Source organism: Amycolatopsis sp. NPDC104819 (assembly GCF_055583145.1).
Map to the genome: position 1 here is coordinate 605795 of NZ_JBVJON010000002.1, position 24660 is coordinate 630454.

Here is a 24660-nt window from a genome sequence, read left to right on the forward strand (position 1 = left end):
AATCCAAGCGTGGCCCGGCGGCGAAGTACCGGTGTGGAGATCACGGGAGAACGCATCGCCGTCATCGGCAGCGGGGTGGCCGGGCTGACGGCGGCATACCTGCTGCAACGCAAGCACGAGGTCCTGCTCTTCGAGTCCGACGATCGGCTCGGCGGGCACGCGCACACCCACGACGTCCCCAGCGCCCACGGCGGCACCATCGGCGTGGACTCCGGCTTCATCGTCCACAACGAGCGCACCTACCCGACGCTGCTGAAGCTGTTCGCCGAGCTCGGGGTGCGCACCCGCGACACCGAGATGTCGATGAGCATCCGCTGCGACGGCTGCGGCCTGCAGTACGCCGGCGCGAAGGGGCTGCCCGGGCTGTTCGCCCAGCGCGGCAACCTCGTCCGCCCGCGCTACGTGCGCATGCTCGCCGAGGTGAAGCGGTTCCACCGGCACGCGAAGCGGTTGCTGGAGGCGAAGGACGCGGGAGACGTCACCCTCGGCGCGTTCCTCGCCATCGGCGGCTACACCCGCTACTTCACCGACCACTTCATGCTGCCGCTGGTCTCGACGGTCTGGTCGGCCGACCGCAGCGACACGTTGCGCTACCCGGCGCGCTACCTGTTCGAGTTCCTCCGCAACCACGGCATGCTGAGCGTCAAGAACTCGCCGGCCTGGCGGACCGTCGTCGGCGGGTCCCGCGAATACGTCGAACGCGCTGCGAAGCAGCTCACCGCCGTGCACTTGTCGACGCCGGTGCGGTCGGTGCTGCGGACCGCCCGCGGCGTCGAAATCCGTGACGACGCCGACACCCCGCACCGCGTCGACCGCGTCGTCATCGCCACGCACGCCGACCAGGCGCTGTCCCTGCTGGCCAACCCGACCGAGGCCGAACGCGACGTGCTCGGCGCGTTCCGCTACTCCGAGAACGAAGCCTGGCTGCACACCGACACCAGCGTGCTGCCGTCGCTGGCCGACGCCCGCGCGGGCTGGAACTACCGGGCCCCCGAGTGCGGCGCCCCGACCGGCGCGGTCCAGGTCAGCTACGACATGAACCGCCTGATGCGGCTGGACGAGCCGACCGGCTACGTCGTCACGCTCAACCCCGGGGACGGCCCCAGCAAGGCCGCCCTGGTCGCGAAGATGCACTACGAGCACCCGGTCTACACGCCGGAAGCCGTTGCGGCGCAACGGCGGCTGGCCGAGCTCAACGACGGTGTGGTCGCCTACGCGGGCGCCTACCACGGCTGGGGCTTCCACGAAGACGGCTGCTCTTCGGGGGCCCGCGCCGCCGAAAGCCTGGGAGTCACTTGGTGACGAACGCGCTCTACGACGCCACGGTCGCGCACGTGCGGCGGATCGACCCGCCGCACTCCTTCGCGCACCGCGTGTACCTGTGGCTCGTCGACCTGGACGCGCCGCCGCGGCTGCCGTGGTGGGCGCGTCCGTTCGCGCGCTTCGACCCGCGGGACCACTTCAAGGCGAGTGACCCGCGGGGCGTCCGGGAGAAGCTGGACGCGTGGCTGGCCGAACGCGACGTCGACCTGCGCGGCGGCAAGGTCGTCATGCTGGCCGCCGCGCGGGTGCTCGGGTACGTGTTCAACCCGATCAGCGTCTACTGGTGCCACGACCCGGACGGGCGGCTCGTGTGCGTCGTCGCCGAGGTGCACAACACCTACGGTGGCCGGCACGCCTACCTGCTGAACCCCGACGAGGCCGGCCGCGCCCGCGCGGCGAAGGAGTTCTACGTCTCGCCGTTCCAGGAGATGGACGGCGAGTACCGGATGCGCCTGCCGCACCCGGAAGCGCTGCTCGACCTCACCGTGGCGTTGCGCCGTGGGGAGACCGTGCCGCTGGTCGCTACGCTACGGGGAGTTCGCCGCCCGGTGAACCCGCGGTGGCTGGCCCGGCTGGTGCTGGCCCGGCCGCTGCTCCCGCAGCGGGTGTCCGCGCTGATCCGCCGCCACGGCGTCGCCTTGTGGCTGCGGAAGGCGCCGGTCATCGCGCGCACCCCGCAGAACGCCGGAGGACAGCTGCATGGATGAGGCGGCCCGCGCACGCCACATGGCTCCGGTTCCGGCCGAGGCCCCCGCCGGCCCGACGGCCGAAGAGCTGATGGTCCGCGTCGCCAAGGGTGACGAGCGGGCCTTCGAACTGCTCTACGACCAGTTCGCCGGACCGATCCTCGGGCTGGTGCGGCGGATCCTGCGCGACGCCGCGCAGTCCGAAGAGGTCGCCCAAGAGGTGCTGGTCGAGCTCTGGCGCACCGCGACGCGGTACGAGCCGGACAAGGGCTCCGCGCTGAACTGGGCGATGACGCTGGCGCACCGCCGGGCCGTCGACCGGGTCCGCTCGGCGCGCGCCAGCACCGAGCGGGAGCAGAAGGCGACCTTCGAAGCCGCTCGCGGCCGGCCGTTCGACGAGGTTTCCGAGTCCGTCACCGCGCGGCTCGAACGCTCCCAGGTGCGCAAGTGCCTGTCCTTCCTGACCGATCTGCAGCGCGAGTCCGTGCTGCTCGCCTACTACCAGGGCTATACGTATCGCGAGGTGGCCGAAGTGCTGTCGACGCCGCAAGGAACCATCAAGACGCGGCTGCGCGACGGGCTGATCCGCCTCAGAGACTGTTTGGGGGTGACCGCGTGAGCACACCGGAGATGCACACGCTGGCGGGCGCGTTCGCGCTGGACGCGGTGTCGGACATCGAGCGGGCGGAGTTCGCCCGCCACCTCGAGCGGTGCGAGTCGTGCGCGCAGGAGGTCGCCGAGCTGCGCGCGACCGCGGCGCGGCTGGGCGCGGCGATGGCCGAGGAGCCGCCGCCGGAGTTCAAGGACCGCGTCCTGGCGGCCATGCACGCCACCCGCCAGCTGCCACCGCGGACGCGCCCGGGCGCGCACGAGCGGCGCCGCCGGTCGGCGCGGGCCCCGCGCTGGGCGGTTTTCGTGGCGGCCGCGGCCGCCGTCGTCGGGCTCGCCGCGGGCGGAGTGTTCGGCGGGATCGCGCTGACCCAGCGGGAGCAGCTCACCACCGCGCAGACCCGGCTCGACCAGGCGCAGCAGCGGTACGAGCCGGTGGCGGCGCTGCTCGCCGCGCCGGACGCGAAGACCGCGCACGGCGAGGCGCCCACCGGCGGCGGGGTCACGGTCATCGCGTCGAAGTCGCTGAACCGCGTCATGGTGATGGACGCCGGCCTGCCGGCCCAGCCGGGCGGGAAGGTCTACGAGGCCTGGCTGATCACCGGCACGGCCGCGCCGCGCTCGGCCGGGGTGCTCGCCGCCGACGGCGGTGGCCTGGTCGTGGCCGAGGGCGCCGGGGCGGTGGACCACCTCGCGGTGAGCGTCGAGCAGGCGGGCGGATCGCCCAGCGGGGCGCCGACGGACGTGCTCATGAGCATGCCCGCGCCGGCCTGATCCGGAGCCATAGCAGACCGGGCCGGGGCGGTGCTCGCGGCTCCCCGCTCTTGCGCGCTCGAACGTGTTGTGGCAAAACACCTTTGCGACACACGGCGTGCCTACTGGATTAGAGCCTGCCTGGTGCCTACCGTCCTGCCTAACGTCGGCGGTTGACATAACTCTCAATCTGGGGTTTAGGTTGAGAGTTGATCATCCGCAGGCGGGCTGTACGGGCACAACGATCAGGAAGGCGGACTTCGATGACGCCCCCGCACAACTACCTTGCGGTGATCAAGGTGGTCGGCATCGGCGGTGGCGGCGTGAACGCCGTGAACCGCATGATCGAGGTCGGCCTCAAGGGTGTCGAGTTCATCGCGGTGAACACCGACGCGCAAGCACTGCTCATGTCCGACGCCGATGTCAAGCTGGACATCGGCCGCGAGCTGACCCGTGGCCTCGGCGCGGGCGCCGCCCCCGAGGTCGGCCAGAAGGCCGCCGAGGACCACCGGGAAGAGATCGAAGAGGTCATCAAGGGCGCCGACATGGTGTTCGTGACGGCCGGTGAAGGCGGCGGCACGGGCACCGGCGGCGCGCCGGTCGTGGCGCAGATCGCCCGCAAGCTGGGCGCGCTGACCATCGGCGTGGTGACCCGCCCGTTCACCTTCGAGGGCAAGCGCCGCGGCAAGCAGGCCGAGGACGGCATCCAGTCGCTGCGCAACGAGTGCGACACGCTGATCGTGATCCCGAACGACCGCCTGCTGCAGCTCGGCGACATCGGCGTCTCGCTGATGGACGCGTTCCGCTCCGCGGACGAGGTGCTGCTGTCCGGTGTCCAGGGCATCACCGACCTGATCACCACCCCGGGCCTGATCAACCTCGACTTCGCCGACGTCAAGAGCGTCATGTCCGGCGCGGGCTCCGCGCTGATGGGCATCGGCTCGGCGCGCGGGGAGGGCCGGGCCATCCAGGCGGCGGAGAAGGCGATCAACTCGCCGCTGCTGGAGGCGTCGATGGACGGGGCGCACGGCGCGCTGCTGTCCATCGCGGGCGGGTCGGACCTGGGCCTGTTCGAGATCAACGAGGCCGCGTCGCTGGTGCAGGAGTCCGCGCACCCGGACGCCAACATCATCTTCGGCACGATCATCGACGACTCGCTCGGCGACGAGGTCCGCGTCACGGTGATCGCGGCCGGCTTCGACGCCGGCGCGCCGACGCACAAGAAGCTCGACCCGTCGACGTTCGGCTCGGGCTCGCGCTCGACCACCGCGTCGGCTTCGGCCGGCCAGGTCTCGAACCCGCCGACCCCGCCGTCGGGGGCCACCCCGGTGCCGTCGGCGTCGGGTTCGGGCTACCCGGTCGCGCCGCCGCGCTCGCACACGCCGCTGCCGTCGGCGGGCGGCCAGAACACCGGCGGGCTCCCGCAGCCCGGCGGTGGCTCGCGCGGCTACTCGCCGATGGGGTCCAACGCGACCCAGGGCAGCCTGCCCGGGCGCGCGATGCCGGTGCACGACGACCCGTCGGACGACGAAGTCGACGTGCCGCCGTTCATGCGTCGCTAGGTCGACTGCTGTTCGTGAAGGCCACCTCGAGGACCTCGGGGTGGCCTTCACCGCGTTTGGGAGGATGAAGGCATGCGAGTGCGGCGAGTGGTCACGACCAGGGCGGGCGGTGCGTCGCGGCCGCCGTACGACACCTTCAACCTGGGGGACCACGTCGGCGACGACGAGGGCAACGTGTTCGCCAACCGCAAGCGCCTGGCGAGCGAGCTGGGCCTGGCCGAGGACAAGCTGGCCTGGATGGAACAGGTCCACGGCCGTACGGCGACCACTGTGGACGGCTCCGAGACGAAGGCCGCCGAGGCGACCGACGCGCTGGTGACCGCGACGCCCGGCGTCGCGCTCGTGGTGCTCGTCGCCGACTGCGTCCCCATCCTGCTGGCCGACGCCGAGGCCGGCGTCGTCTCGGCCGTGCACGCCGGGCGGGTCGGGACGCGGGTCGGCGTCGTCCCGGCCGCGGTCGCCGCCATGCGGGAAGCGGGCGCCGAGCCGCAGCGGATCGAAGCCCTGCTGGGCCCGGCCATCTGCGGCGACTGTTACGAGGTGCCGGCCGAAATGGCCGCCGACGTCGAGAAGCACGTTCCCGGCAGCGCCTGCAAGACCCGCAAGGGAACTCCGGGCCTCGACCTGCGCGCCGGACTCTGGCGGCAGCTCGCCGACCTCGGCGTCGGCAAGATCGGCGTCGACCCGCGGTGCACGAACGAGGACAAGACGCTCTTCAGCTACCGCCGCGACGGCACGACCGGCCGGATCGCCGGGATCACCTGGATCGAGGCATGACCGACCGGAAGGCCGAGCTGGCCGCGAACCTGGCCGAGGTCGAGGCGCGGATCACCGCCGCGTGCCGCGCCGCCGGCCGGGCCCGCGACGAGGTCAGGCTCGTCGCGATCACCAAGACGTTCCCCGCCGCCGACGCCGCGCTGCTCGCCGACCTCGGCGTGACCGACGTCGGCGAGAACCGCGACCAGGAAGCCGGCCCGAAGGCGGCCGAAGTCGCCGAGCTGCGCCCCGGCGCGAACCTGCGCTGGCACATGGTCGGGCGGCTGCAGCGGAACAAGGCGCGGTCCGTGGTCGAGTGGGCGCGGGAGGTGCAGTCGCTGGATTCGGCGCGGCTCGCCGACGCGCTCGCGAAGGCGGTGCGTGCGGCCCGGGACGCCCAGATACGTGACGAACCCCTCGACGTGCTGATCCAGGCGAGCCTCGACGACGACCCGGAGCGCGGCGGCTGCCCGCTCGACGAGCTCGGCGCGCTGGCCGAGCGTGTCACTCACACGGGTGAACTGCGGCTTCGTGGCCTGATGGCCGTCGCGCCGCTCGGCGCGGATCCGGCGGCGGCCTTCGACCGGCTCGCCCGGGCGGGGGAGGCCCTCCGCAAAGATCACCCGAATGCCGCAGAAGTCTCCGCCGGGATGAGCCATGATCTCGAGCAGGCGATCACGCACGGCTCCACGTGTGTGCGTGTCGGAACCGCGTTGCTCGGTGGACGCGGTTTAGCCTCGCCGTAGGGAGCCCGCGCGGTCGTCACGTTTAGTGGTCGGCGGCACGGGGCACAGACGGCGTGAGAAACCGTTTCGTGCGGGAGCGGCTAGGGCTAGGGAGAGGCATGAGCGCGCTGCAGAAGCTGAAGGCCTACTTCGGGATGGTGCCCGCGGACGACGACGGCTACGACGTCGAGGACGACTACCGGCGCGGCTACGACGACGACTACGACTCCTACGAGGAGCCGGCCCCGCGTCCGTCGCGCTCACGGTACCGCGACGTCGACGACACGTACGACGAGCCCGTCAGCCGCAGCCGTTCACGCTCCGTGGTCGGGTCCGAGCCCGCCGTCCACGGCGCGCTCGCGGTCGACCGGCAGCCGGAGCCGGTGGCGCGCCTGCGCCCGGTCACCGAGCCGGCCCGGCCGCCGATGCGCGACCCGCTCAGCCGGATCACCACGCTGCACCCGACCAGCTACGTGGAGGCACGGGCGATCGGCGAGCACTACCGCGAAGGCATCCCGGTGATCATCAACCTCACCGAGATGGAGAACGCCGACGCCAAGCGGCTCGTCGACTTCGCCGCCGGGCTGGCGTTCGCGCTGCGCGGGTCGATGGACAAGGTCACCAACAAGGTGTTCCTTCTCTCACCGCCCGATGTGGACGTCACGGCGGAAGACCGCCGACGGATTGCCGAGGGCGGATTATTCTTGCGGGGCTGAAGTCGCGCGGACCGCTGAGCGCAAGCAGACGTGATTTTGTCGACCCGATGCCGCGTCGACCCCCTCAACTGCGTCTTCTCCGGAGGCGCCCGGTTAGAGTAGGTACGTGGAAGCTGTGTGGCTGGTCGTCTGGTACGTGCTGTTCGCCTTCTGGCTGCTGCTGACGGCGCGGATCGTGATCGAACTCGTCCGGACTTTTGCGCGTGAGTGGCATCCGGCCGGAGGGGTTGCGGTGACGCTCGAGACCATCTACACAGTGACGGACCCGCCGGTTCGCCTGTTCAGGCGAATCATTCCGATGGTTCGGATCGGCGGCGTGGGACTGGACTTGTCGATTATGGTTCTGCTGCTGGTTGTGTTCTTCGCGATGCAGCTGGCGACTCCAAGTTGATCGGGGAAGAACTTGGATGGACCTGCAGGCCATGGAGTGCGTGAGGTGATCTGATGTCGTTGACCCCCGCTGACGTGCACAACGTCGCGTTCAGCAAGCCGCCCATCGGCAAGAGGGGCTACAACGAGGACGAGGTGGACGCGTTCCTCGACCTGGTGGAGACCGAGCTGGCCCGCTTGATCGAGGACAACAACGAGCTGCGCCAGCAGATGGAGCAGCTCGACGCCGAGCTCGAGTCGACTCGTGGCGAGCTCGACAGTGCCAAGTCCGCGCCCCCGATGCGCGAAGAGCCGTCCCGGCGCCTCGCGCCGGTGCCGCCGCCGCAGTCCGCCATGGAGCAGACCCAGGCGCACTCGATGGTCGGCGACAGCACGGAGCCGAACGTGCAGGCGGCCAAGGTCCTCGGGCTCGCCCAGGAGATGGCCGACCGGCTGACCGCCGAGGCGAAGACCGAGTCCGACGGGATGCTGGCCGAGGCCCGCACCAAGTCCGAGCAGCTGCTCTCGGACGCCCGGGCGAAGTCCGACTCGATGGTCAACGAGGCCCGGACCCGCGTCGACACGATGCTGAACGACGCGCGGACCCGGGCGGAGACCTTGGAGCGCCAGGCGCGCGACAAGGCGACCACGCTGGAGCGCGAGTCCCAGCGCAAGTACACCGAGACGATGAACAGCCTCAACGCCGAGAAGGGCGGGCTGGGCAAGAAGATCGAAGAGCTGCGCACCATCGAGCGGGAGTACCGCACGAGGCTGCGCGGGTTCCTCGAGTCCCAGCTGCGCGAGCTCGACGACCGCGGCTCCGCGGCCCCGGCGTCAGCGTCCTCGAACTCCGGCCAGTCGTCCGGTTCGTCCGGCGGCGGCCAGGGTTACTCGTTCGGCCCGCGGGCCGAAGCGGGCTGATTTTCCCCCGGGCCCACCCCGCCGGCACGCGCCGGCGGGGTGAGCCACGGTTCGAAGTCGATCCGGCACCGCACGTGGGCGGGTCAGCCGACGATCTTGGCGCGTTCGTGCTGTAATTCAGCGTGCTTTACATCGTGCTGGTCCTGGTACTGGCGGCTCTGGGGTTGCTCGTCACCGCGCTCATCACCGCTTCTTCGCTGTGGGCGTGGGTTTCGATCGGCCTGTCGGTGCTGGCCGGGCTGATCCTGGTCGCCGACTGGCTCCGGCGTCGCCGCCGGTCCGCGGCGCCGGCGGCCGAACCGGCCGAATCCGTCGAGCCCGAGCCTGATCCCGAGACGGCGCCCGCCGCCGAACCGGAGAAGGCGCCCGAGGCGGAGCAGACCGTCCTCATCCCGACAGCCGGTGAGCTGGGCGATCCGGCCGACACCCCCGAAGCCGACGTCGCGGCGGAACCCGCCGCGCCGGAGAAGGCCGACAACGGCGACCCCGGCGAGGAAGAGACTTCCGCGGCGGACATCGCGGTGCTGGCCGATCTCGAGGACGAAGTCGTGGTCGTCGACGAGCACCCGCGGTACCACCTGACCACGTGCGTCTGGCTCGGCAGTCGTGAACGCATCCCGATCGGCGTCGGCGAAGCCCGTCAGCTCGGCTTCACGCCCTGTGACCGCTGCAGCCCGGACTCGACGCTCGTCGCCGCGCACCGCTAGGCGACGTCCGCCACCCCGAGCCGGGTCCGCAGCTCCCGCGCGCCTTCCGGTGTCAGCCGCAGGGCCCGGTGCGCCTGACCGCGTCGCCGCGCCCAGCGCGCCCGCCAGGTGGTGGCGCTGCTCGCTCCAGTCCAAGCAGAACTTCAGCAGCGGACGGCGGCTGGCCGCCGCCGCGGCGGGATTTACGCCGAGCGAGCCGAACACCTCGGTCGCCCGCGGACCCAGTGTGTACGGGTGTTCGCGCAGGGGAGCCGAAATCCGGTCACCCGGCCGCGGTCGCGGTCGGCCACGGCCACCGCCGAATGGCTTTCGTAGCAATCGTTACGTATCGCTCGAGGGTCGGCCTGCTTTTGACCCGATTGGTCACGTCCCGCCGCCCGCAGTTTGGCCAGGTGCGCGCTGACGCCCTGGGCGGAGAGCCGGGCCTCGGCGGCCAGCACGGACGCCGCCGGCGCGCGGCCGTCCCCGAGCGCGAGCAGCACGCGGACCCGCGCCGGGTCGGCGAACAACACGGTCTTTCGGGGGCTCCGGGTGGCGGAGCCCCCGGCCCGGGGCGAAGCCCCGGCTGTCACAGCGGCGGTGCGGGCGATGTCGGCGTCGCCTTCCATGTCCCCAGGATGCCCCGGCACACTTCCCCCGCGACGGAAGTGTCCTGGCGGTCCGCTGGGGACATGCTCCTGTTCACCCTGTGCGCCGGCATGTTCCTGGTGCAGCTGGACGTCAACGTCGCCCTGCCCGCCATCGGCGCCGGCTTCGCGCTGTTCGGCGCCGCGTCGGCCGCGTGCAGGCTGGCCGGCGACGTGCCGTGGCTCGTCGCCGCCCGCGCCGGGCAAGGCCTCGGTGCGGCGCTGCTGCTGCCCGGCACCCTGGCCGTGCTCACCCACGCCTACCCGGGGCACGCCGAGCGCGCGCGGGCCCTCGGGATCTGGGCCGGGGTGTCGGCGCTGGCGCCGGCGGTGGGCCTGGTGCTCGGCGGCGCGCTCGCCGCCGCGCTCGCGCTCGCCGCCGCGCTCGCGCTCGGCGCCGGGGTTTACGCGGTCATCGGCGGAAGCGTGGCGGCCGCGGTGGTGGCGGTCGTCGCCGTGGCGGCGTTCCTGGTCGTCGAACGCCGCTCGGCGGACCCCGATGCTGCCGCTCGACATCGCCCGGCGGACGGCGGGCGCGAACTTCGTCGGCATCGGCACGATCCTCGTGCTTACGCTGTATCTGCAAGGCGTGCGGCACGCCTCGCCGCTGACCGCGGGCCTCGAGGTGGTGCCGCTCTCGGTGCTCGCGCCGGTGGCGGGCCGGCTGACCGGCCGCTTCAGGCCGCGGCCGGTCATGGTCACCGGGCTGGCGCTGGGGGCGCTCGGGATGCTGAACCTGGTGCTGCTGAAGGAAAACAGCGGCTACCCTGCCCTGCTGCCGACGTTGCTCGGGCTCGGCGCGGGGATGGGCCTGCTCACGACGGCCGTGGTGACGGCCGCGGTCGCCGGCATCCCGCCGGAGCGGGCGGGCGTCGCGGGCGGGATCACCAACACCGCCCGCCAGGCCGGCGGCGCGCTCGGGGTGGCGGGTTCGCCGGCGGCCTCCACGTGGCGGGCCTGATCTCGGCGACGTTGTGGCCGGCGGTGATCGGCGTGACGCCGGCCTGGGTACGAGCCCTCGTGACAACCCGGTTGCGCGCGCCGGTTAACCTGGTGTCAGCAAGGCGTCGATCCGGCCATCACCGGGGAGCCTCCGGAAGAACCGAGCGTCACGCTCTCAGTAGAACCGGACGGGTGCGGCCCGTGACAGCCGTCAACGAAGCGGCCTGCGCGAGCAGGCAAGCGGGGTGGTACCGCGGTGCGCCGCCAGGCGTTTCGTCCCCGTGTGGGTGACCGGGAGCCGGTCGTCCGTACGAGAGCGACGAACCGAGGAGCACCCGGATGTACCCCCAGGCCAAGCTCGACGACAGCGCGGGCGTGCCGTCGCAGCCGTCCTTCCCCGAGCTGGAGAAGCAGGTCCTCGCCTACTGGGAGACGGACCGGACGTTCCAGGCGAGCATCGACGCGCGTCCCGCCGGCGAGAACGGCGAGAACGAGTACGTCTTCTACGACGGCCCGCCGTTCGCCAACGGCCTGCCGCACTACGGCCACCTGCTCACCGGGTACGTCAAGGACCTGGTGCCGCGCTACCAGACGATGAAGGGCCGCAAGGTCGAGCGCCGCTTCGGCTGGGACACCCACGGCCTGCCCGCCGAGCTCGAGGCGATGCGGCAGCTCGGCATCACCGAGACGTCCGAGATCGAAGAGATGGGCATCGCGAAGTTCAACGAGGCTTCGCGCGAGTCCGTGCTGCGCTACACCGACGAGTGGCGTGAGTACGTCACCCGCCAGGCGCGCTGGGTCGACTTCGACAACGACTACAAGACGCTCGACGTCACCTACATGGAGTCGGTGCTGTGGGCGTTCAAACGCCTGTGGGACAAGGGACTCGTGTACGAGGGTTACCGCGTCCTGCCGTACTGCTGGCGCGACGCGACGCCGCTGTCCAACCACGAGCTGGGCATGGACGCCGACGTCTACCGCAACCGGCAGGACCCGGCCGTCACGGTCGGGTTCCGCTTGCAGGGCAACAACAACGACCTCGACGGCACCTACCTGCTGATCTGGACGACGACCCCGTGGACGCTGCCGTCGAACCTCGCCACCGCCGTGCACCCCGAGGTGCAGTACGTCGTGGTGGAGCACGACGGCAAGCGGTTCCTGCTCGCCGAAGCGCGCGTCGCCGCGTACGCGCGTGAACTCGGCGAAGAGCCGACAGTCGTCGCGCACTACACCGGCGCGCAGCTGCTCGGGAACCGTTACGCCCCACCGTTCCCGTACTTCACCGGCACCGAGAACGCGCACCGCGTGCTGGCGGCCGACTACGTCACCACCGAAGACGGCACCGGCGTCGTGCACATCGCGCCCGCCTACGGTGAAGAGGACAAGGTCGTCACCGACGCCGCCGGGATCGTCCCGGTCACGCCGGTCGACGCGCACGGCAAGTTCGACGCGACCGTGCCCGACTACGAGGGCCAGCAGGTCTTCGACGCCAACCCGAACATCGTCCGCGACCTCAAGAACGGCACGGGTTCGGCCGGGCAGCAGGGGTCCGTGCTGCTGCGGCACGAGACCTACGACCACTCCTACCCGCACTGCTGGCGCTGCCGGAACCCGCTGATCTACCGCGCGGTGTCGTCGTGGTTCGTCGCGGTGACGCAGTTCAAGGACCGGATGGTCGAGCTGAACCAGCAGATCACCTGGTACCCGGAGAACGTCAAGGACGGCCAGTTCGGCAAATGGCTGGAGAACGCGCGCGACTGGTCGGTCTCGCGCAACCGCTATTGGGGCACGCCGATCCCGGTGTGGCAGTCCGACGACCCGGAGCACCCGCGCACCGACGTCTACGGCTCGCTCGACGAGCTGGAAGCCGACTTCGGCGTCCGGCTGGACAACCTGCACCGGCCCTACATCGACGAGCTGACCCGGCCGAACCCGGACGACCCCACCGGGAAGTCGACCATGCGCCGCGTCCCGGACGTCCTCGACGTCTGGTTCGACTCGGGCTCGATGCCCTACGCCCAGGTGCACTACCCGTTCGAGAACGCGGACTGGTTCGAGCACCACTACCCGAGCGACTTCATCGTCGAGTACATCGGGCAGACCCGCGGCTGGTTCTACCTGCTGCACGTGCTCGCGACGGCGCTGTTCGACCGGCCCGCGTTCCGCACCTGCGTCTCGCACGGCATCGTGCTGGGCTCGGACGGGCAGAAGATGTCCAAGTCGCTGCGCAACTACCCGGACGTCAACGAGGTCTTCGAGCGCGACGGCTCCGACGCCATGCGCTGGTACCTGATGGCGAGCCCGATCCTGCGCGGCGGCAACCTGGTCGTCACCGACAAGGGCATCCGCGACGCCGTCCGCCAGGCCGTGCTGCCGCTGTGGAACTCGTACTACTTCCTCGCGCTGTACGCGAACGCCGAAGGCGTGGAAGGCAAGTGGCGCACGGATTCGGCGAACGTGCTCGACCGGTACGTGCTCGCGAAGACGCACGAACTGGTCACCGACGTCGAGTACGCGATGGACCACTACGACGTCGCGGGCGCGTGCCAGACCGTCCGGGACTTCCTGGAGACGCTGACGAACTGGTACGTGCGGCGCTCGCGGGACCGCTTCTGGGCGGGTGACCAGGACGCGATCGACACGCTCCACACGGTCCTCGAGGTGACGTCGCGGGTCACGGCGCCGCTGCTGCCGCTGACCACCGAGGTCGTCTGGCGCGGCCTCACCGGCGGCCGCTCGGTGCACCTGGCCGACTGGCCGAACGCGCTCGACCTGCCCGCCGACGCGGCGCTGGTGACGGCGATGGACCGGGTGCGGCAGGTGGCGTCCTCGGCGCTGTCGCTGCGGAAGGCGAACAAGCTGCGCGTGCGGCTCCCGCTGTCTTCGCTGGTCGTGGCGGCCGAGGACGCCGAGACGCTCGGCGCCTTCGCCGACATCCTGCGCGACGAGGTGAACGTCAAGGCGGTCGAGCTGACCACCGACGTCGCCGCGCACGGCGGGTTCGAGGTCGCGGTGAACGCGCGTGCCGCCGGGCCGCGGCTCGGCAAGGACGTCCAGACCGTGATCAAGGCCGTCAAGGCGGGCGACTGGACGTTCGTCGGCGGCAAGGTCGTCGCGGCCGGGATCGAGCTGCTCGACAGCGAGTACGAGCGCCGGCTGGTCGCCAAGGGCGGCGGCGCGGCGGCCGAGCTGCCCGGCGGGTCCGGGCTGGTCCTGGTCGACACCGAGGTCACGCCGGAGCTGGCGGCCGAAGGCCTGGTCCGCGACCTGGTCCGGGTCGTGCAGCAGGCGCGTCGCGACGCCGGTCTCGACGTCGCCGACCGGATCGCGTTGACGGTCGACGCGCCCGCCGAGGTCGTCGAAGCCGCGCGGGCGCAGGAGAAGTTCCTGGCGTCGGAGACGCTGGCGACGTCGGTGTCCTACGGCCCGGTGGGCGAGGGCTTCGCCGGCACGGTCGGCGACGGGACGAAGGTGACGGTTTCGGTGGCGAAAGCCTGACGGGCCGCCGCGGGTGGCCGGTAAGATCGGCCGGTCACCCACGGCGGTGGTGTTCCTTGGGGGAGGGGTTACCGGAATGAGTCCTGCCAGAAGACGCGGCATCCTGATCGGCGGCGCGCTGCTCGTCGTGGTGGTGGTCGTGGCGGCGTTCTTCGTGCTGAACGGCGGGGGCTCGACCCCCGAGGCGGAGGCCGGGGCGACGAGCGTCGAAAGCCCGGGCGCGCTCGACCCGCGGTCGGCGATCACCGAGTACCTGCAGGACCTTTCCGAGAACAACTCCGACGCGGCGAGCCGGCTGACCGACGACAACACGGCGGCCGCGGTGGCCCTGCGGGACGCGCGGAACACGCTGAGCCCGTCGTCGGTCACCGCCAAGCTGACCGTCCTGCAGCCGACCCCGGCCGGGGCGAAGCAGACGGGCGGCACGTTCAACTTCACGTGGGCGCTGAAGCCGGGCCAGGTCTGGACCTACGACGTCCCGTTCCAGCTCGCGCTGGCCGGCGGCAAGTGGCTCGTGCACTGGGCGCCGTCGCTGCTGCACCCGAAGCTGGAGGCCGGGCAGCGGCTGGTGATCAGCACGGCCGTGCAGGACAGCACCGCGGTCGCCGACCGTGAGGGCAAACCTCTGCTGGTCAGCGGGGCCGGCGGCCTGCACCCGGTTGAAGGCGACCCGGCGCCGCTGCTGCGTTCGGCGCTCACCGGCCAGGTCACGGCCGCCGCGGGCAGCGGGTTCGCCGTCCAGCGGGTCGACGCCGCGGGCAAAAGCCTGGAGACGCTGTTCGGCAAGACGTCGGCTGACGGCGCGCCGGCGCTCGTGTCGAGCCTGAGCCTGAGCGCGCAGAACGCCGCCCAGAAGGCGGTGAACGGGTACCGGGGATCCGCGATGATGGTCGCGCTCGACACCGGGTCGGGTGACATCCTGGCCGTCGCGCAGAACGCCGCCGTGGGAGACGCGCCGAAGGCCCTGAACGGGCTGTACGAGCCGGGTTCGTCGTTCAAGATCGCGACTGCGGTGGCCGCGGTCCAGCAGAGCGGGTTCAACGCGGGTTCGCCGGTCGACTGCCCCGGCGTCGCGACGATCGGCACGCGCACGGTCAAGAACGAGGGGTTCGAGCTGGGCGCGACGAACCTGCAGACGGCGTTCGCGCGCTCGTGCAACACGACGTTCGGGCAGCTCGCGCTGGCCCTCCCCGCCGACGGCCTGCAGAAGGCGGCCAACGAGCTGGGCCTGAACGCCGACTACGAGATCCCGGGGATCAACACCGAGCTCGGCAAGGTCGAGCCGGCGGCGAGCAAGGACGAGCAGGTCGAGGACGGGTTCGGCCAGGGCCGCATCCAGGCGAGCTGCCTCGGCGGCGCGGTGATGGCGGCGACGGTGGCCTCCGGCAAGGCGATCACCCCGCGGCTGTGGCACGACGTCGAGACGCAGGTGGTCAAGGGCTACTCGCCGCCGCCGTCTTCGGTGCTCGGCGAGGTCCGGAAGATGATGCGCGCGGTGGTGACCAGCGGAACGGGCCGCGCCGCCGCGGGAGCCGGCGCGGTGTTCGGCAAGACGGGCACGGCCCAGTTCGGCGACGGCGCGTCGGCCACCGGCTGGTTCGTGGGCTACCGCGGCACCGTCGCGTTCGCGGTGGTCCTGGAGAACTCGAACGACTCGGGCCCGGCCGTCCAGCTGGCCGCCACGTTCCTCAAGTCCCTCTGACTCCCGGCCTCGACCGGAGCTTTCACGTGAAAGCTCCGGGTCGGTTCGGCCGCGGGCGAAGGGTGCGGGTCGTACCGTGGTCGTATGGAGACGATCGCGCTGGCCGAAGTGGCCGCCGTGCTCGCGGATCCGAGCCGGGCCACCATGTGCCTCGTGCTGCTGGACGGGCGGGCCTGGACCGTCGGTGAGCTGGCGAAGGCGGCCGGCATCGCGCTGTCGACGGCGAGTGAGCACGTCACGCGGCTGACCGACGCCGGGTTCGTCGCCCGGGTCAAGCAGGGCCGCGCGTCCTACGTCCGGATCGCCGACCCGCGCGTGGCCGAGCTGATCGAGCACCTGGCCCAGCACGCCGAGCACCGGCCGGTGACGAGCCTGAAGTCGTCACTGCGGGTGAAGCGGCTCGGCTTCGCGCGCACCTGTTACGACCACCTCGCCGGTGTTCTCGGCGTCGCCCTCCGCGACGGCATGCTGGCCACCGGCCTGATCGACGCCGGCGACGGGCTCGCGCTGACCGGCCGCGGCCGCGAGGTGCTCGACGACCTCGGCGTGCCGGTCGCGGCCGGGCGGCGGCCGCTGCTGCGCGACTGTCTGGATTGGACGGAGCGACGCGACCACCTCGCCGGCGCGCTGCCCGCGGCGCTGCTCGAGCGGGCCGTCGACGCCGGCTGGGTCGGCCACGACGGACATCGCGCCGTGAAGGTGCTTCCCGCGGCGGAGAAGCCGTTCGCCGCACTCGGTGTCGACCTCACCGCGCTCGGTGGGCCTTAACACACCGCGTCCGCGACGCGCCCCAGCGGTACACGAACGAGTTAACCCCACCGCCTCACTATTCTGAGGGCCCACGGCACTCGGAGGGAGGCGGCATGGACCAGCTTCCCGTGCTGCTCGGCATCGGCGGTGTCGTGCTGCTCGCCTCCGTGCTCGCCGTGCGCGTGTCGATCCGACTCGGGCTGCCCTCGCTGCTGCTCTACCTCGCGATGGGCGTGCTGCTGGGCGAAGCCGGCTTCGGCATCCGCTTCGACAACCCCGAGCTGACCCAGTCGCTGGGGCTCGCCGCGCTGGTCATGATCCTCGCCGAAGGCGGGCTGACGACCCGGTGGTCGGCGGTGAAACCCGCGCTGGGCATCGGAATCGCACTGTCCATTGTGGCCGTCGTGGTCAGCATCGCGGTCACCGGCGCGGCCCTGCACTTCCTGCTGGGCCTGGACTGGCGGTTCGCCCTGCTGTGGGGCGCGGTCCTCGCCTCGACGGACGCGGCGGCGGTGTTCTCCGTGCTGCGCACGGCCGGCGTCGGCAAACGGCTCGTCGGCGCGCTGGAGCTGGAGTCCGGCATCAACGACGCGCCGGCCTACATCGCCGTCGTCGTGCTGGCCGAAGGCACCACTGTGGATTGGACGCTGCCGCTGCTGGTGGTCTACGAGCTGGGCGCGGGCCTGGCCATCGGGCTCGCCTTCGGCTGGCTCGGCGGGATCGCGCTACGCCGGGCCGCGCTGCCGGCAACCGGTCTCTACCCGCTCGCCACCGTCGCGGTGTGCGTCGTGGCGTACTCGTCCGGGCAGCTGGCGCACGCGTCCGGGCTGCTCGCCACCTACGTCGCCGCGCTGGTGCTCGGCAACTCACGGCTGCCGCACCGCTCGGACACGCTGTCGTTCGCCGAAGGGCTGGGCTGGCTGGCGCAGATCGGGCTGTTCGTGCTGCTCGGGCTGTTCGCCTCGCCGGGCCGGCTGCTCGAGACGCTGGTGCCGGGCCTGGTCGCGGGCGCCGTCGTGCTGCTGCTGGCCCGGCCGGTGTCCGTCGTGCTGTCGATGCTGCCGTTCAAGCTGCCGTGGCGGGAACAAGCGTTCCTGTCGTGGGCCGGGCTGCGCGGGGCGGTGCCGATCGTGCTCGCGATGATCCCGCTCTCGCAGGGGCTGCCGGGCGCGCAACGGCTGGTCGACGCGGTGTTCGTGCTGGTCATCGTGCTGACGCTGCTCCAGGGGGCGACGCTCGGGCCGCTCGCGCGGTGGCTCGGGCTGTCCAAGAAGTCCGAGGCGCACGAGATCGAGGTCGACTCCGCGCCGCTGGACGAGCTGGGCGCCGAGCTGCTGCAGGTCCGCATCCAGCCCGGGTCGAAGCTGCACGGCGTGTACCTGTCCGAGCTGCGCCTGCCGGTCGGGGCGACCGTCAGCCTGGTCGTGCGCGAAGGCGCCGGCTTCACCCCGCAGAAGACGAGCCGGCTGCAGGAGCACGACCAGCTGCTGGTCGTCACGACGAGCGTCGTCCGCGACACCGTCGAACGCCGGCTCCGCGCGGTGGACCGGGCCGGGCGCCTGGCCCGCTGGAAGGGCGAGTCGGGCCGTTAGCCCGTTCGTGGTCGTGGCCGGTCCGTGATCGATCGGACGACTGGGCCTGCGCTGGCCTGCGTCTTGTCCGGTCCTTGTCCGGTTCTCGTGCTGACCTGGTGATCTTTTTCCGTGAGGGTGATCGTCGGGCATAAAAACGCCGTGTGATCTTCCCAGTGATCCAACCTTTGGCCTACTGTGCGCTCGATCCGGTTAGTTCGAATGGGTGAGTGAACAGCCAAAGGAGTACGCACGGTGACGAAGCTGCACGTTCGTGGGGCGGTTCTGGCCGCCGTGATGACCGCCGCCTGCGGGCTGCTCGCCGCGCCGGCCGCGAGCGCCGAAGTGGCCCCGTTCCCGGCCCTGGCCCTGCCGTTCAAGGCGGGCCAGCAGGTGTACTCGGCCGGCATCCACTCCGACGACGGCAGCACCGGGGTCAAGAACGCCGTCGACTTCAGCCCGGCCGACCGCACCGTGCGGGCCCCGCTGGCCGGCACCGTGCACCTCCAGCACTGCGCGGGCGGCGACTGGGTGACCATCGACCACGCCGGCGGCTGGCGCACCGGGTACTACCACATGGAGGGCATCAAGGTCACCGACGGTGAGCAGGTCGAGGCCGGGGCCGAGCTCGGCTCGACCGGCAACGCGCTCCCGTGCGGCGGCAGCAGCACCGGCGCGCACGTCCACTTCACGCTCTGGACCCTGCCGGACGCCCCGGCGGCGAACTGGGACGGCAAGTCCTTCGCCGAGGTTTCGACGGCGGTCGCCGCGGCCCACGGCGAGCCGGTCGACGGGAAGACCCTGGGCGGCTGGCTCTTCACCGCCGGATCCGAGCAGTACCAGGGCACCGCGACGCACCTCGCGGACAACGCCGTCACGCAGCTGCCGGGCCACTTCCGCGCGAAGCTCTGACCCTTCTCGCATCCTGCGCAGTCCTGTGAGCGGCGTCTCAGAATGCGAACCGGGGGTTGGCCGCCGCGTCCGGTTTCGGTTACCTTCGAGCCAGGTCATGAGTGCCAGCGTCAAGCCCCGGCTTGCTGGCCGGCAACCCTCCTACCGCGGTGGGGTGCCCCGGGTGAAGACCGGGCCGGTCGCGTCGTGCGACGGGCAAGCGCGGGCCCCTCGCCGGGGTCCCCCGGACTGCCGAGGAGGCACCGATGACTCTCGCCATCGACCGCACCAGCACCGTCGCTCCCGTCGAGCTCGTCGAAACCGTTGTCCCGCAGGAGATCCCGGCCGTCGCCGGCGCGTCGCTGCGGGTCCCGCTCGTCACCGGCGGCGATATCGGCTACGCCAACCTCGACCACGCGGCGAGCGCGCCGTGCCTGGAGGCCGTCCGCGGCGCCGTCGACGAGTTCCTGCCCTGGTACGCCAGCGTCCACCGCGGCGCCGGCTTCGCGTCGCAGGTGTCGACCAAGCTCTACGAGCGCACCCGCGACACCCTGCGCCGGTTTGTCGGCGCGCGCCGGACCGACACCGTCGTGTTCACCCGCAACACCACGGACTCCTTCAACCTGCTCGCCCGCAGCCTCCCGCCGCGCACCTCGGTGGTCGTGTTCGACACCGAGCACCACGCGGCGCTGCTTCCGTGGCGGGGCCCGCACGTCCGGCGGATCCCGACCCCGCGCACCCGCCTCGCCGCGGTGTCCGCTGTGGACGAAGCGCTCGCCGGCTGCCCCGAAGGACCGCGCCTGGTGGTCGTCACCGGAGCCTCCAATGTGACCGGTGAACTGCTCCCGGTCGCCGAAATCGCCGCGGTGGCACGGAAACACGGCGCCCGCATCGCGCTCGACGCCGCCCAGCTCGCCCCGCACCGCCGCGTCTCGATCAAGGAGCTGGACGTCGACTACGTCGCCCTCTCCGGCCACAAGCTGTACGCACCGTTCGGCGCCGGCGCGCTGATCGGCCGCGCCGACTGGCTGCGCGCCGCCCAGCCGTACCTCGCCGGCGGCGGCGCGACCAAGCTCGTCACCGACGACGCCGTGGTCTGGAACGACGGGCCCGAGCGCCACGAAGCGGGCTCGCCCAACACCGTCGGTGTGTACGCGCTCGGTGTCGCCTGCGAAACCCTGAGCCGGAACTGGGCCGCGGTCGAAGCGCACGAGCAGGCCCTGCTCACCCGGCTGCGCAAGGGTTTGGAGAGCATCCCCGGCTGCGCCGAGCTGCGGTTGTTCGACGCGCCGGTCGACCGCGTCGGCACGGTCAGCTTCGTCGTCGACGGCTTCGACCCCGGCTGGCTCGCGGCCGTGCTGTCCGCCGAGTACGGCATCGGCGTGCGCGACGGCGCGTTCTGCGCCCACATCGCGGCGAAGCGGCTCATCGGTGTCGCCGGCGGTGACGGCCGGCAGGCGGTGCGCGTCAGCCTCGGCCTCGGCAGCACCGAGGAGCACGTCGACCGCGTGGTGCTGGCGCTGCGCCAGATCGTCGCCCGCGGCGCGCGCTGGGAATACACGAAGGTGGACGGCCGCTGGGCGCCGGTCGGCGACCCGCGGGAGCTCCCGCCGTTCTGCTGAGCGCTAGCCTGGGCCGATGGGGAGGCACGGGGTTTCGTTGGCACTGCTCGGTTTTGCCGAGCTGGTCCTGGTCACGGTCGAGCTGTTCCGCCGCTCGGCCGTGACCGCCGAGCTGGCGTCGCACTTCGCGCCGGCCGCGCCGTCGTACCAGAGCATCTTCGGGCTCACTGTCGACGACCATGGTGGCCCGCAGCAGTTCCTCGGCATTTCCGACACGGTGATCGCCTACCGCGGTGGGATCGGGGTGGCCTGGCAGTGGGCGCTCATCGCCGCGTTCCTCGCGGTGGTGGCCGGGTACGCCCGGCGGCTCGGCGTGAAAGCCGCGGTGCTCTCCGCCGCCGGCGTCGTGCTCGCGGTGCCGCTGCTGGATTTGCTCGCTTACAGCTGGTTCGGCCTCGACGCCACGGCCCGGGGCCCGATCCTCGCGACGCTCGGCCTCGCCGTCGTCGCGTGGTGGGAACGCAGCCTGTTGATCCTCGCCACCGCCGTGCTTTCCGGGGCGGCCGCCGTCCTCGTCGCGGACCTGCCCGGCGTGCTGATTTCGGCCGGCGTCCTGCTGGCGGGCGCTATCCTGCCCCGATGGGGAGATCGCGCGACCACTGGTTCCCGTTGGCCGCACTGGGGTTCGCGCAGCTCGTGATGGCGGTGGTCGCCCTGGTCCCGGAAACGCCGGAGGCCGGCCAGTTCGTGCACTCGCGCGCTTACGAGCTGGCCCAGGACCTGTCCGGGGTCGGGCTCGGCACCGGCGGGGTCGGGGGCACGGGGTGGTACTCCACCGACGTCTACGCGACGAACGTCGTGCCGCCCGCGGCGCTCGGCTGGCTCGCCGGCCTCGCGTGTGTCGTGCTCGCCGTCGCCGGCTGGCACTGGCTGCACCTGCGCCGCGCCGGCACCCCGCCACGGCCCGTCCGGTTCGTGCTCGGCACCCTGGCCGCGCTCGCCGCCGTCCCGCTGCTCGACCTGCTCGGCGCCGTCGAGCTTCGGCTGCCCGGCGACGTCCGGGGCGCGCTCGTCGCGGCGCTGGGGCTGCTGGTGCTGGCCGCCTACGAGCGCAGCTGGTTCGTGCTCGCCGTGACCGTGGTGTTCGCGCTGGTCAGCGTGCTGTTGCCGACCCCGGTGACCGGGGCGCTCGCCGCGACGAGCGTGCTGTTCGCCGCGGCGTTCGCGGTCCTCCTCCGGCGTCCCCGCGACACTGCCGCCGACGCACCCTGACCAGGCGTGGACAATGGACCGGTGAGCACCGAGCCCAGCCACTCCGAACCCGAGACCGAAGCCGCCGCCGAAGCGGCGCCCGACCCCGTGGCCGACGCGCCGGAGACCCCCGAGGTCCCGGCGAAGCCGCTGCTGCCGAAGCGTCGTGTCGGCTGGGTGTTCGCGGTCGCGGTCGTGCTCTGGGCGATCGACCTGGTGACGAAGAACCTGGTCGTCGCGAACCTGGAGGGCAAGGAGCCGGTCCGGATCCTCGGCGGGCTGATCTACCTGCAGGTGATCCGCAACCCGGGCGCCGCGTTCTCGATGGCGACCGGGATGACGTGGGTGCTGGCGCTGGTCGCGCTCGCCGTCGTCATCGCGATCATCTGGCTGTCGCGGCGGCTGCGCTCGATCGGCTGGGCGATCGGCCTCGGGCTGGTGCTGGCCGGGGCGCTGGGCAACCTCACCGACCGCATCTTCCGCCCGCCGGGCGGCCTGCAGGGCCACGTCGTCGACTTCATCTCGGCGTTCGCCCCCAACGGCAAGGGCTTCGCGATCTTCAACATCGCCGACTCGGCGATCTGCGTCGGCGGCGCGCTCATCGTGCTGCTGTCGCTGCTGGGCAAGGACTACGACGGCACGTCGACCAAGGACAAGAAGAAGGCCGAAGCACAGGAGGACCAGGCGTGAGCTCGCGGATGCTCCCGGTGCCCGACGGGCTCGACGGGATGCGCGTGGACGCCGGTCTAGCGAAGATGCTCGGCCTCTCCCGCACGGTGGTCGCCGAACTGGCCGAATCGGGCGACGTCCTGCTGGACGGGCGCCCCGCGGGCAAGTCCGACCGGCTGGCCGCGGGCGGGCTCCTGGAGGTCACGCTGCCCGAGCCGGCGAACCCGGTCGAGATCGTCGCCGAGCCCGTCGAGGGCATGAAGATCCTGCACGACGACGACGACATCGTGGTGATCTCGAAGCCGGTCGGCGTCGCCGTGCACCCGAGCCCGGGCTGGACCGGCCCGACGGTCGTCGGCGGCCTCGCCGCGGCCGGCCTGCGCATCGCGACGTCGGGCGCGGCCGAACGCCAGGGCGTGGTGCACCGGCTCGACGCGGGCACGACCGGCGTGATGGTCGTGGCCAAGAGCGAGCACGCGTACACCGTGCTCAAGCGCGCGTTCAAGGAGCGCACGGTCGACAAGGGCTACCACGCGATCGTCCAGGGCCACCCGGACCCGACCCGCGGCACGATCGACGCCCCGATCGACCGGCACCCGCGCCACGACTACAAGTTCGCGGTGGTCCAGGGCGGCCGCCCGAGCGTGACGCACTACGAGGTCGTCGAGGCGTTCCGCGCGGCGTCGCTCGCGCACATCAAGCTCGAAACCGGGCGGACGCACCAGATCCGCGTCCACTTCTCGGCCCTGAAGCACCCGTGCGTCGGGGACCTCACCTACGGCGCGGACCCGGTCCTGGCCCGCCACCTCGGCCTGAGCCGCCAGTGGCTGCACGCGAAGACGCTGGCGTTCGCGCACCCGGCGGACGGCCGCTGGGTCGAGTTCGAGTCAGAGTACCCGGAAGACCTGGCGAACGCGCTGAAGATCCTGCAGGACGAGAGTTACTAGTCGTCGATCGACCAGGTCAGGGTGCGCTCGTCCGGCTCCGGCCGCGGGCTCCAGCGGACCGAGACCACGCGGGTGGTGTCCGCGAGCACGTACACCGTGTGGCCGCCCAGGGTTTCGCCCGGCTTGACGCCGATCTTGTGCGGCGGCCGCGACGTCAGCGACACCGGTGCCTTGCCGATCGCCGTGCCGTCGGCGGCGAGCAGCTCGAGGTAGTTGTCCGGCAGTGAGGCGAACGGGATCGCGCCGCGGTTGGTGATCTCGGTGTGCACGACCACCGAGCGTTCGCCGTTCTCCAGGCGGTAGCCGGCTGCGCTGAAGAGGAAGTCCGCCGGGTCCTGGACCTCCAGCAGCTGCACGGACAGCTGTTCGCCCTCCAGGCCCTGGGTCTCCATGACCTGGCCGAGCCGGCCCTGCTTGCCGCCGGGAGCACCGGTGCGCGGGGGATCGTCACCGCGGGCCCACGACGCCGTCTGCGGCAGGCCCCACGTGCTGACGGACGGGTCGAGCGGCACCGGCGGCGGCGCGAACTGCTGCTGCGGCGGACGCGGCGGCTGTTGCTGCGGGGGCCGGGGCGGCGGGCCGGGGTACCGCCCGGACGGCGTGCCCTGGACGTTGTACGGCCCGGACGGCGCACCTTGCACGTTGTACGGCCCCGACGGCGCACCCTGGACGTTGTACGGACCGGACGGCACCCCCTGCGGACCCGGGCCCGGGGGCATCGGCGGCTGCTGCGGCACCGGCTGCGACGGCGGGAACTGCGGCGCCGCGGGTGGCCGGTTCGCCCACGACGGCGGCGCGCCGGCGATGGCCGCGCGCAGGCCGTTCGGGTCGCTTTCGACGCCGACGAGCAGCGGGAGCCCGCTGCCGGACAGGGCGACCAGCCGGTAGGCGACCTCGCGGGGATCCATGCCGACCTTGGCCGCGAGCTCGTGCACCGCGGCCTTGCCGAGGTCGGCGAGCGCGGCGAGCAGGCGGATGTCCACGGGATCGGTCACGGCCACTCGGTGAACGCTACCGCGTCGCCCCGCCGGTCGCGCCGAGGCCGTCCGCCCCCGGCGAACGACCGGCCGTTCTTGTCGGTGATCTCCGTTAGGGTCGGCCGGGAGCACAACACCGATAGCTGG

General features: G+C 72.0%; 24 protein-coding genes, 1 pseudogene and 1 riboswitch. Of the genes and pseudogenes, 23 read left to right on the forward strand and 2 right to left on the reverse strand.

The window, feature by feature from the left end; all coding sequences use genetic code 11:
* The first annotated feature begins 33 nt into the window (after positions 1-33).
* The 11 genes from ACZ63E_RS07855 to ACZ63E_RS07905 all read left to right on the forward strand — a co-directional run bounded on the left by ACZ63E_RS07855 (position 34) and on the right by ACZ63E_RS07905 (position 9127).
* Complete coding sequence (locus tag ACZ63E_RS07855) at positions 34-1302, forward strand: NAD(P)/FAD-dependent oxidoreductase (protein ID WP_465335268.1); 1269 nt, start codon at positions 34-36, stop codon at positions 1300-1302.
* Positions 1296-2030 carry a DUF1365 domain-containing protein gene (locus ACZ63E_RS07860; RefSeq protein ID WP_465335270.1) on the forward strand — a complete coding sequence of 245 codons (735 nt, stop codon included), beginning with the start codon at positions 1296-1298 and terminating at the stop codon, positions 2028-2030. Before ACZ63E_RS07855 ends, ACZ63E_RS07860 begins: the two co-directional genes overlap by 7 nt.
* Complete coding sequence (sigK, locus tag ACZ63E_RS07865) at positions 2023-2628, forward strand: ECF RNA polymerase sigma factor SigK (protein WP_465335272.1); 606 nt, start codon at positions 2023-2025, stop codon at positions 2626-2628. The genes ACZ63E_RS07860 and sigK overlap by 8 nt, the downstream gene beginning before the upstream one ends.
* A complete protein-coding gene (locus ACZ63E_RS07870; protein WP_465335274.1) occupies positions 2625-3392 on the forward strand; it encodes an anti-sigma factor in 768 nt (255 codons plus the stop codon). The genes sigK and ACZ63E_RS07870 overlap by 4 nt, the downstream gene beginning before the upstream one ends.
* A 242-nt stretch (positions 3393-3634) precedes the next feature.
* Positions 3635-4933 (forward strand): cell division protein FtsZ, encoded by a 1299-nt coding sequence (gene ftsZ, locus ACZ63E_RS07875; protein ID WP_465335276.1) that lies wholly within the window; start codon positions 3635-3637, stop codon positions 4931-4933.
* Between the two features lie 72 nt (positions 4934-5005).
* Positions 5006-5710, forward strand: coding sequence for a peptidoglycan editing factor PgeF (pgeF, locus tag ACZ63E_RS07880; RefSeq protein ID WP_465335278.1), 705 nt, complete (start codon positions 5006-5008; stop codon positions 5708-5710).
* A complete protein-coding gene (locus ACZ63E_RS07885; protein ID WP_465335280.1) occupies positions 5707-6435 on the forward strand; it encodes a YggS family pyridoxal phosphate-dependent enzyme in 729 nt (242 codons plus the stop codon). Before pgeF ends, ACZ63E_RS07885 begins: the two co-directional genes overlap by 4 nt.
* 98 nt (positions 6436-6533) lie before the next feature.
* On the forward strand, positions 6534-7130 hold the full coding sequence (locus ACZ63E_RS07890) for a cell division protein SepF (protein WP_465309895.1): 597 nt from the start codon (positions 6534-6536) through the stop codon (positions 7128-7130).
* Between the two features lie 115 nt (positions 7131-7245).
* Positions 7246-7521, forward strand: coding sequence for a YggT family protein (locus ACZ63E_RS07895; protein WP_072477845.1), 276 nt, complete (start codon positions 7246-7248; stop codon positions 7519-7521).
* Between the two features lie 53 nt (positions 7522-7574).
* Positions 7575-8420: a DivIVA-like cell division protein Wag31 gene (wag31, locus tag ACZ63E_RS07900; RefSeq protein ID WP_465309896.1), complete on the forward strand. Its 846-nt coding sequence runs from the start codon at positions 7575-7577 to the stop codon at positions 8418-8420.
* 122 nt (positions 8421-8542) lie between these two features.
* Positions 8543-9127 (forward strand): hypothetical protein, encoded by a 585-nt coding sequence (locus tag ACZ63E_RS07905; protein ID WP_465335282.1) that lies wholly within the window; start codon positions 8543-8545, stop codon positions 9125-9127.
* A 182-nt stretch (positions 9128-9309) separates the two neighbouring features.
* Here ACZ63E_RS07905 and ACZ63E_RS07910 read toward each other — a convergent pair whose 3' ends face one another.
* Positions 9310-9735, reverse strand: a complete 426-nt coding sequence (locus tag ACZ63E_RS07910; protein ID WP_465335284.1) for an ArsR/SmtB family transcription factor — start codon at positions 9733-9735, stop codon at positions 9310-9312.
* A gap of 90 nt (positions 9736-9825) precedes the next feature.
* Here ACZ63E_RS07910 and ACZ63E_RS07915 point away from each other — a divergent pair.
* The 12 genes and pseudogenes from ACZ63E_RS07915 to ACZ63E_RS07970 form a co-directional block, all read left to right on the forward strand.
* Positions 9826-10081: pseudogene (locus ACZ63E_RS07915) on the forward strand (MFS transporter); the annotation flags it as partial.
* Complete coding sequence (locus tag ACZ63E_RS07920) at positions 9968-10714, forward strand: MFS transporter (RefSeq protein WP_465335286.1); 747 nt, start codon at positions 9968-9970, stop codon at positions 10712-10714. The pseudogene ACZ63E_RS07915 and the gene ACZ63E_RS07920, both read left to right, overlap by 114 nt.
* A 320-nt stretch (positions 10715-11034) precedes the next feature.
* Entirely contained in the window at positions 11035-14193 is a 3159-nt protein-coding gene (gene ileS / locus ACZ63E_RS07925; protein ID WP_465335288.1) for an isoleucine--tRNA ligase, read from the forward strand.
* Positions 14194-14269: 76 nt separating this feature from the next.
* Positions 14270-15895, forward strand: a complete 1626-nt coding sequence (locus ACZ63E_RS07930; protein WP_465335290.1) for a penicillin-binding transpeptidase domain-containing protein — start codon at positions 14270-14272, stop codon at positions 15893-15895.
* 84 nt (positions 15896-15979) lie between these two features.
* Positions 15980-16663 (forward strand): ArsR/SmtB family transcription factor, encoded by a 684-nt coding sequence (locus tag ACZ63E_RS07935; RefSeq protein WP_465335292.1) that lies wholly within the window; start codon positions 15980-15982, stop codon positions 16661-16663.
* Positions 16664-16758: 95 nt separating this feature from the next.
* Entirely contained in the window at positions 16759-18237 is a 1479-nt protein-coding gene (locus ACZ63E_RS07940) for a potassium/proton antiporter (RefSeq protein ID WP_465335294.1), read from the forward strand.
* Positions 18238-18471: 234 nt separating this feature from the next.
* The gene (locus tag ACZ63E_RS07945; RefSeq protein WP_465335296.1) at positions 18472-19128 is read left to right on the forward strand and encodes a M23 family metallopeptidase; all 657 of its coding nucleotides are present in this window, start codon (positions 18472-18474) and stop codon (positions 19126-19128) included.
* Positions 19129-19221: 93 nt separating this feature from the next.
* A riboswitch (SAM riboswitch) is annotated at positions 19222-19336 on the forward strand.
* 37 nt (positions 19337-19373) lie between these two features.
* A complete protein-coding gene (locus ACZ63E_RS07950; RefSeq protein WP_465335298.1) occupies positions 19374-20729 on the forward strand; it encodes an aminotransferase class V-fold PLP-dependent enzyme in 1356 nt (451 codons plus the stop codon).
* Positions 20730-20745: 16 nt separating this feature from the next.
* On the forward strand, positions 20746-21369 hold the full coding sequence (locus tag ACZ63E_RS07955) for a hypothetical protein (protein WP_465335300.1): 624 nt from the start codon (positions 20746-20748) through the stop codon (positions 21367-21369).
* Complete coding sequence (locus ACZ63E_RS07960) at positions 21309-21941, forward strand: hypothetical protein (RefSeq protein ID WP_465335302.1); 633 nt, start codon at positions 21309-21311, stop codon at positions 21939-21941. The genes ACZ63E_RS07955 and ACZ63E_RS07960 overlap by 61 nt, the downstream gene beginning before the upstream one ends.
* An 87-nt stretch (positions 21942-22028) precedes the next feature.
* Complete coding sequence (gene lspA / locus ACZ63E_RS07965; RefSeq protein WP_465335516.1) at positions 22029-22610, forward strand: signal peptidase II; 582 nt, start codon at positions 22029-22031, stop codon at positions 22608-22610.
* Positions 22607-23536 (forward strand): RluA family pseudouridine synthase, encoded by a 930-nt coding sequence (locus ACZ63E_RS07970; protein ID WP_465309907.1) that lies wholly within the window; start codon positions 22607-22609, stop codon positions 23534-23536. Before lspA ends, ACZ63E_RS07970 begins: the two co-directional genes overlap by 4 nt.
* Here the strand turns inward: ACZ63E_RS07970 and ACZ63E_RS07975 are convergent.
* Complete coding sequence (locus ACZ63E_RS07975) at positions 23533-24537, reverse strand: AsnC family protein (protein WP_465335304.1); 1005 nt, start codon at positions 24535-24537, stop codon at positions 23533-23535. The genes ACZ63E_RS07970 and ACZ63E_RS07975 overlap by 4 nt on opposite strands.
* Positions 24538-24660 lie beyond the last annotated feature (123 nt).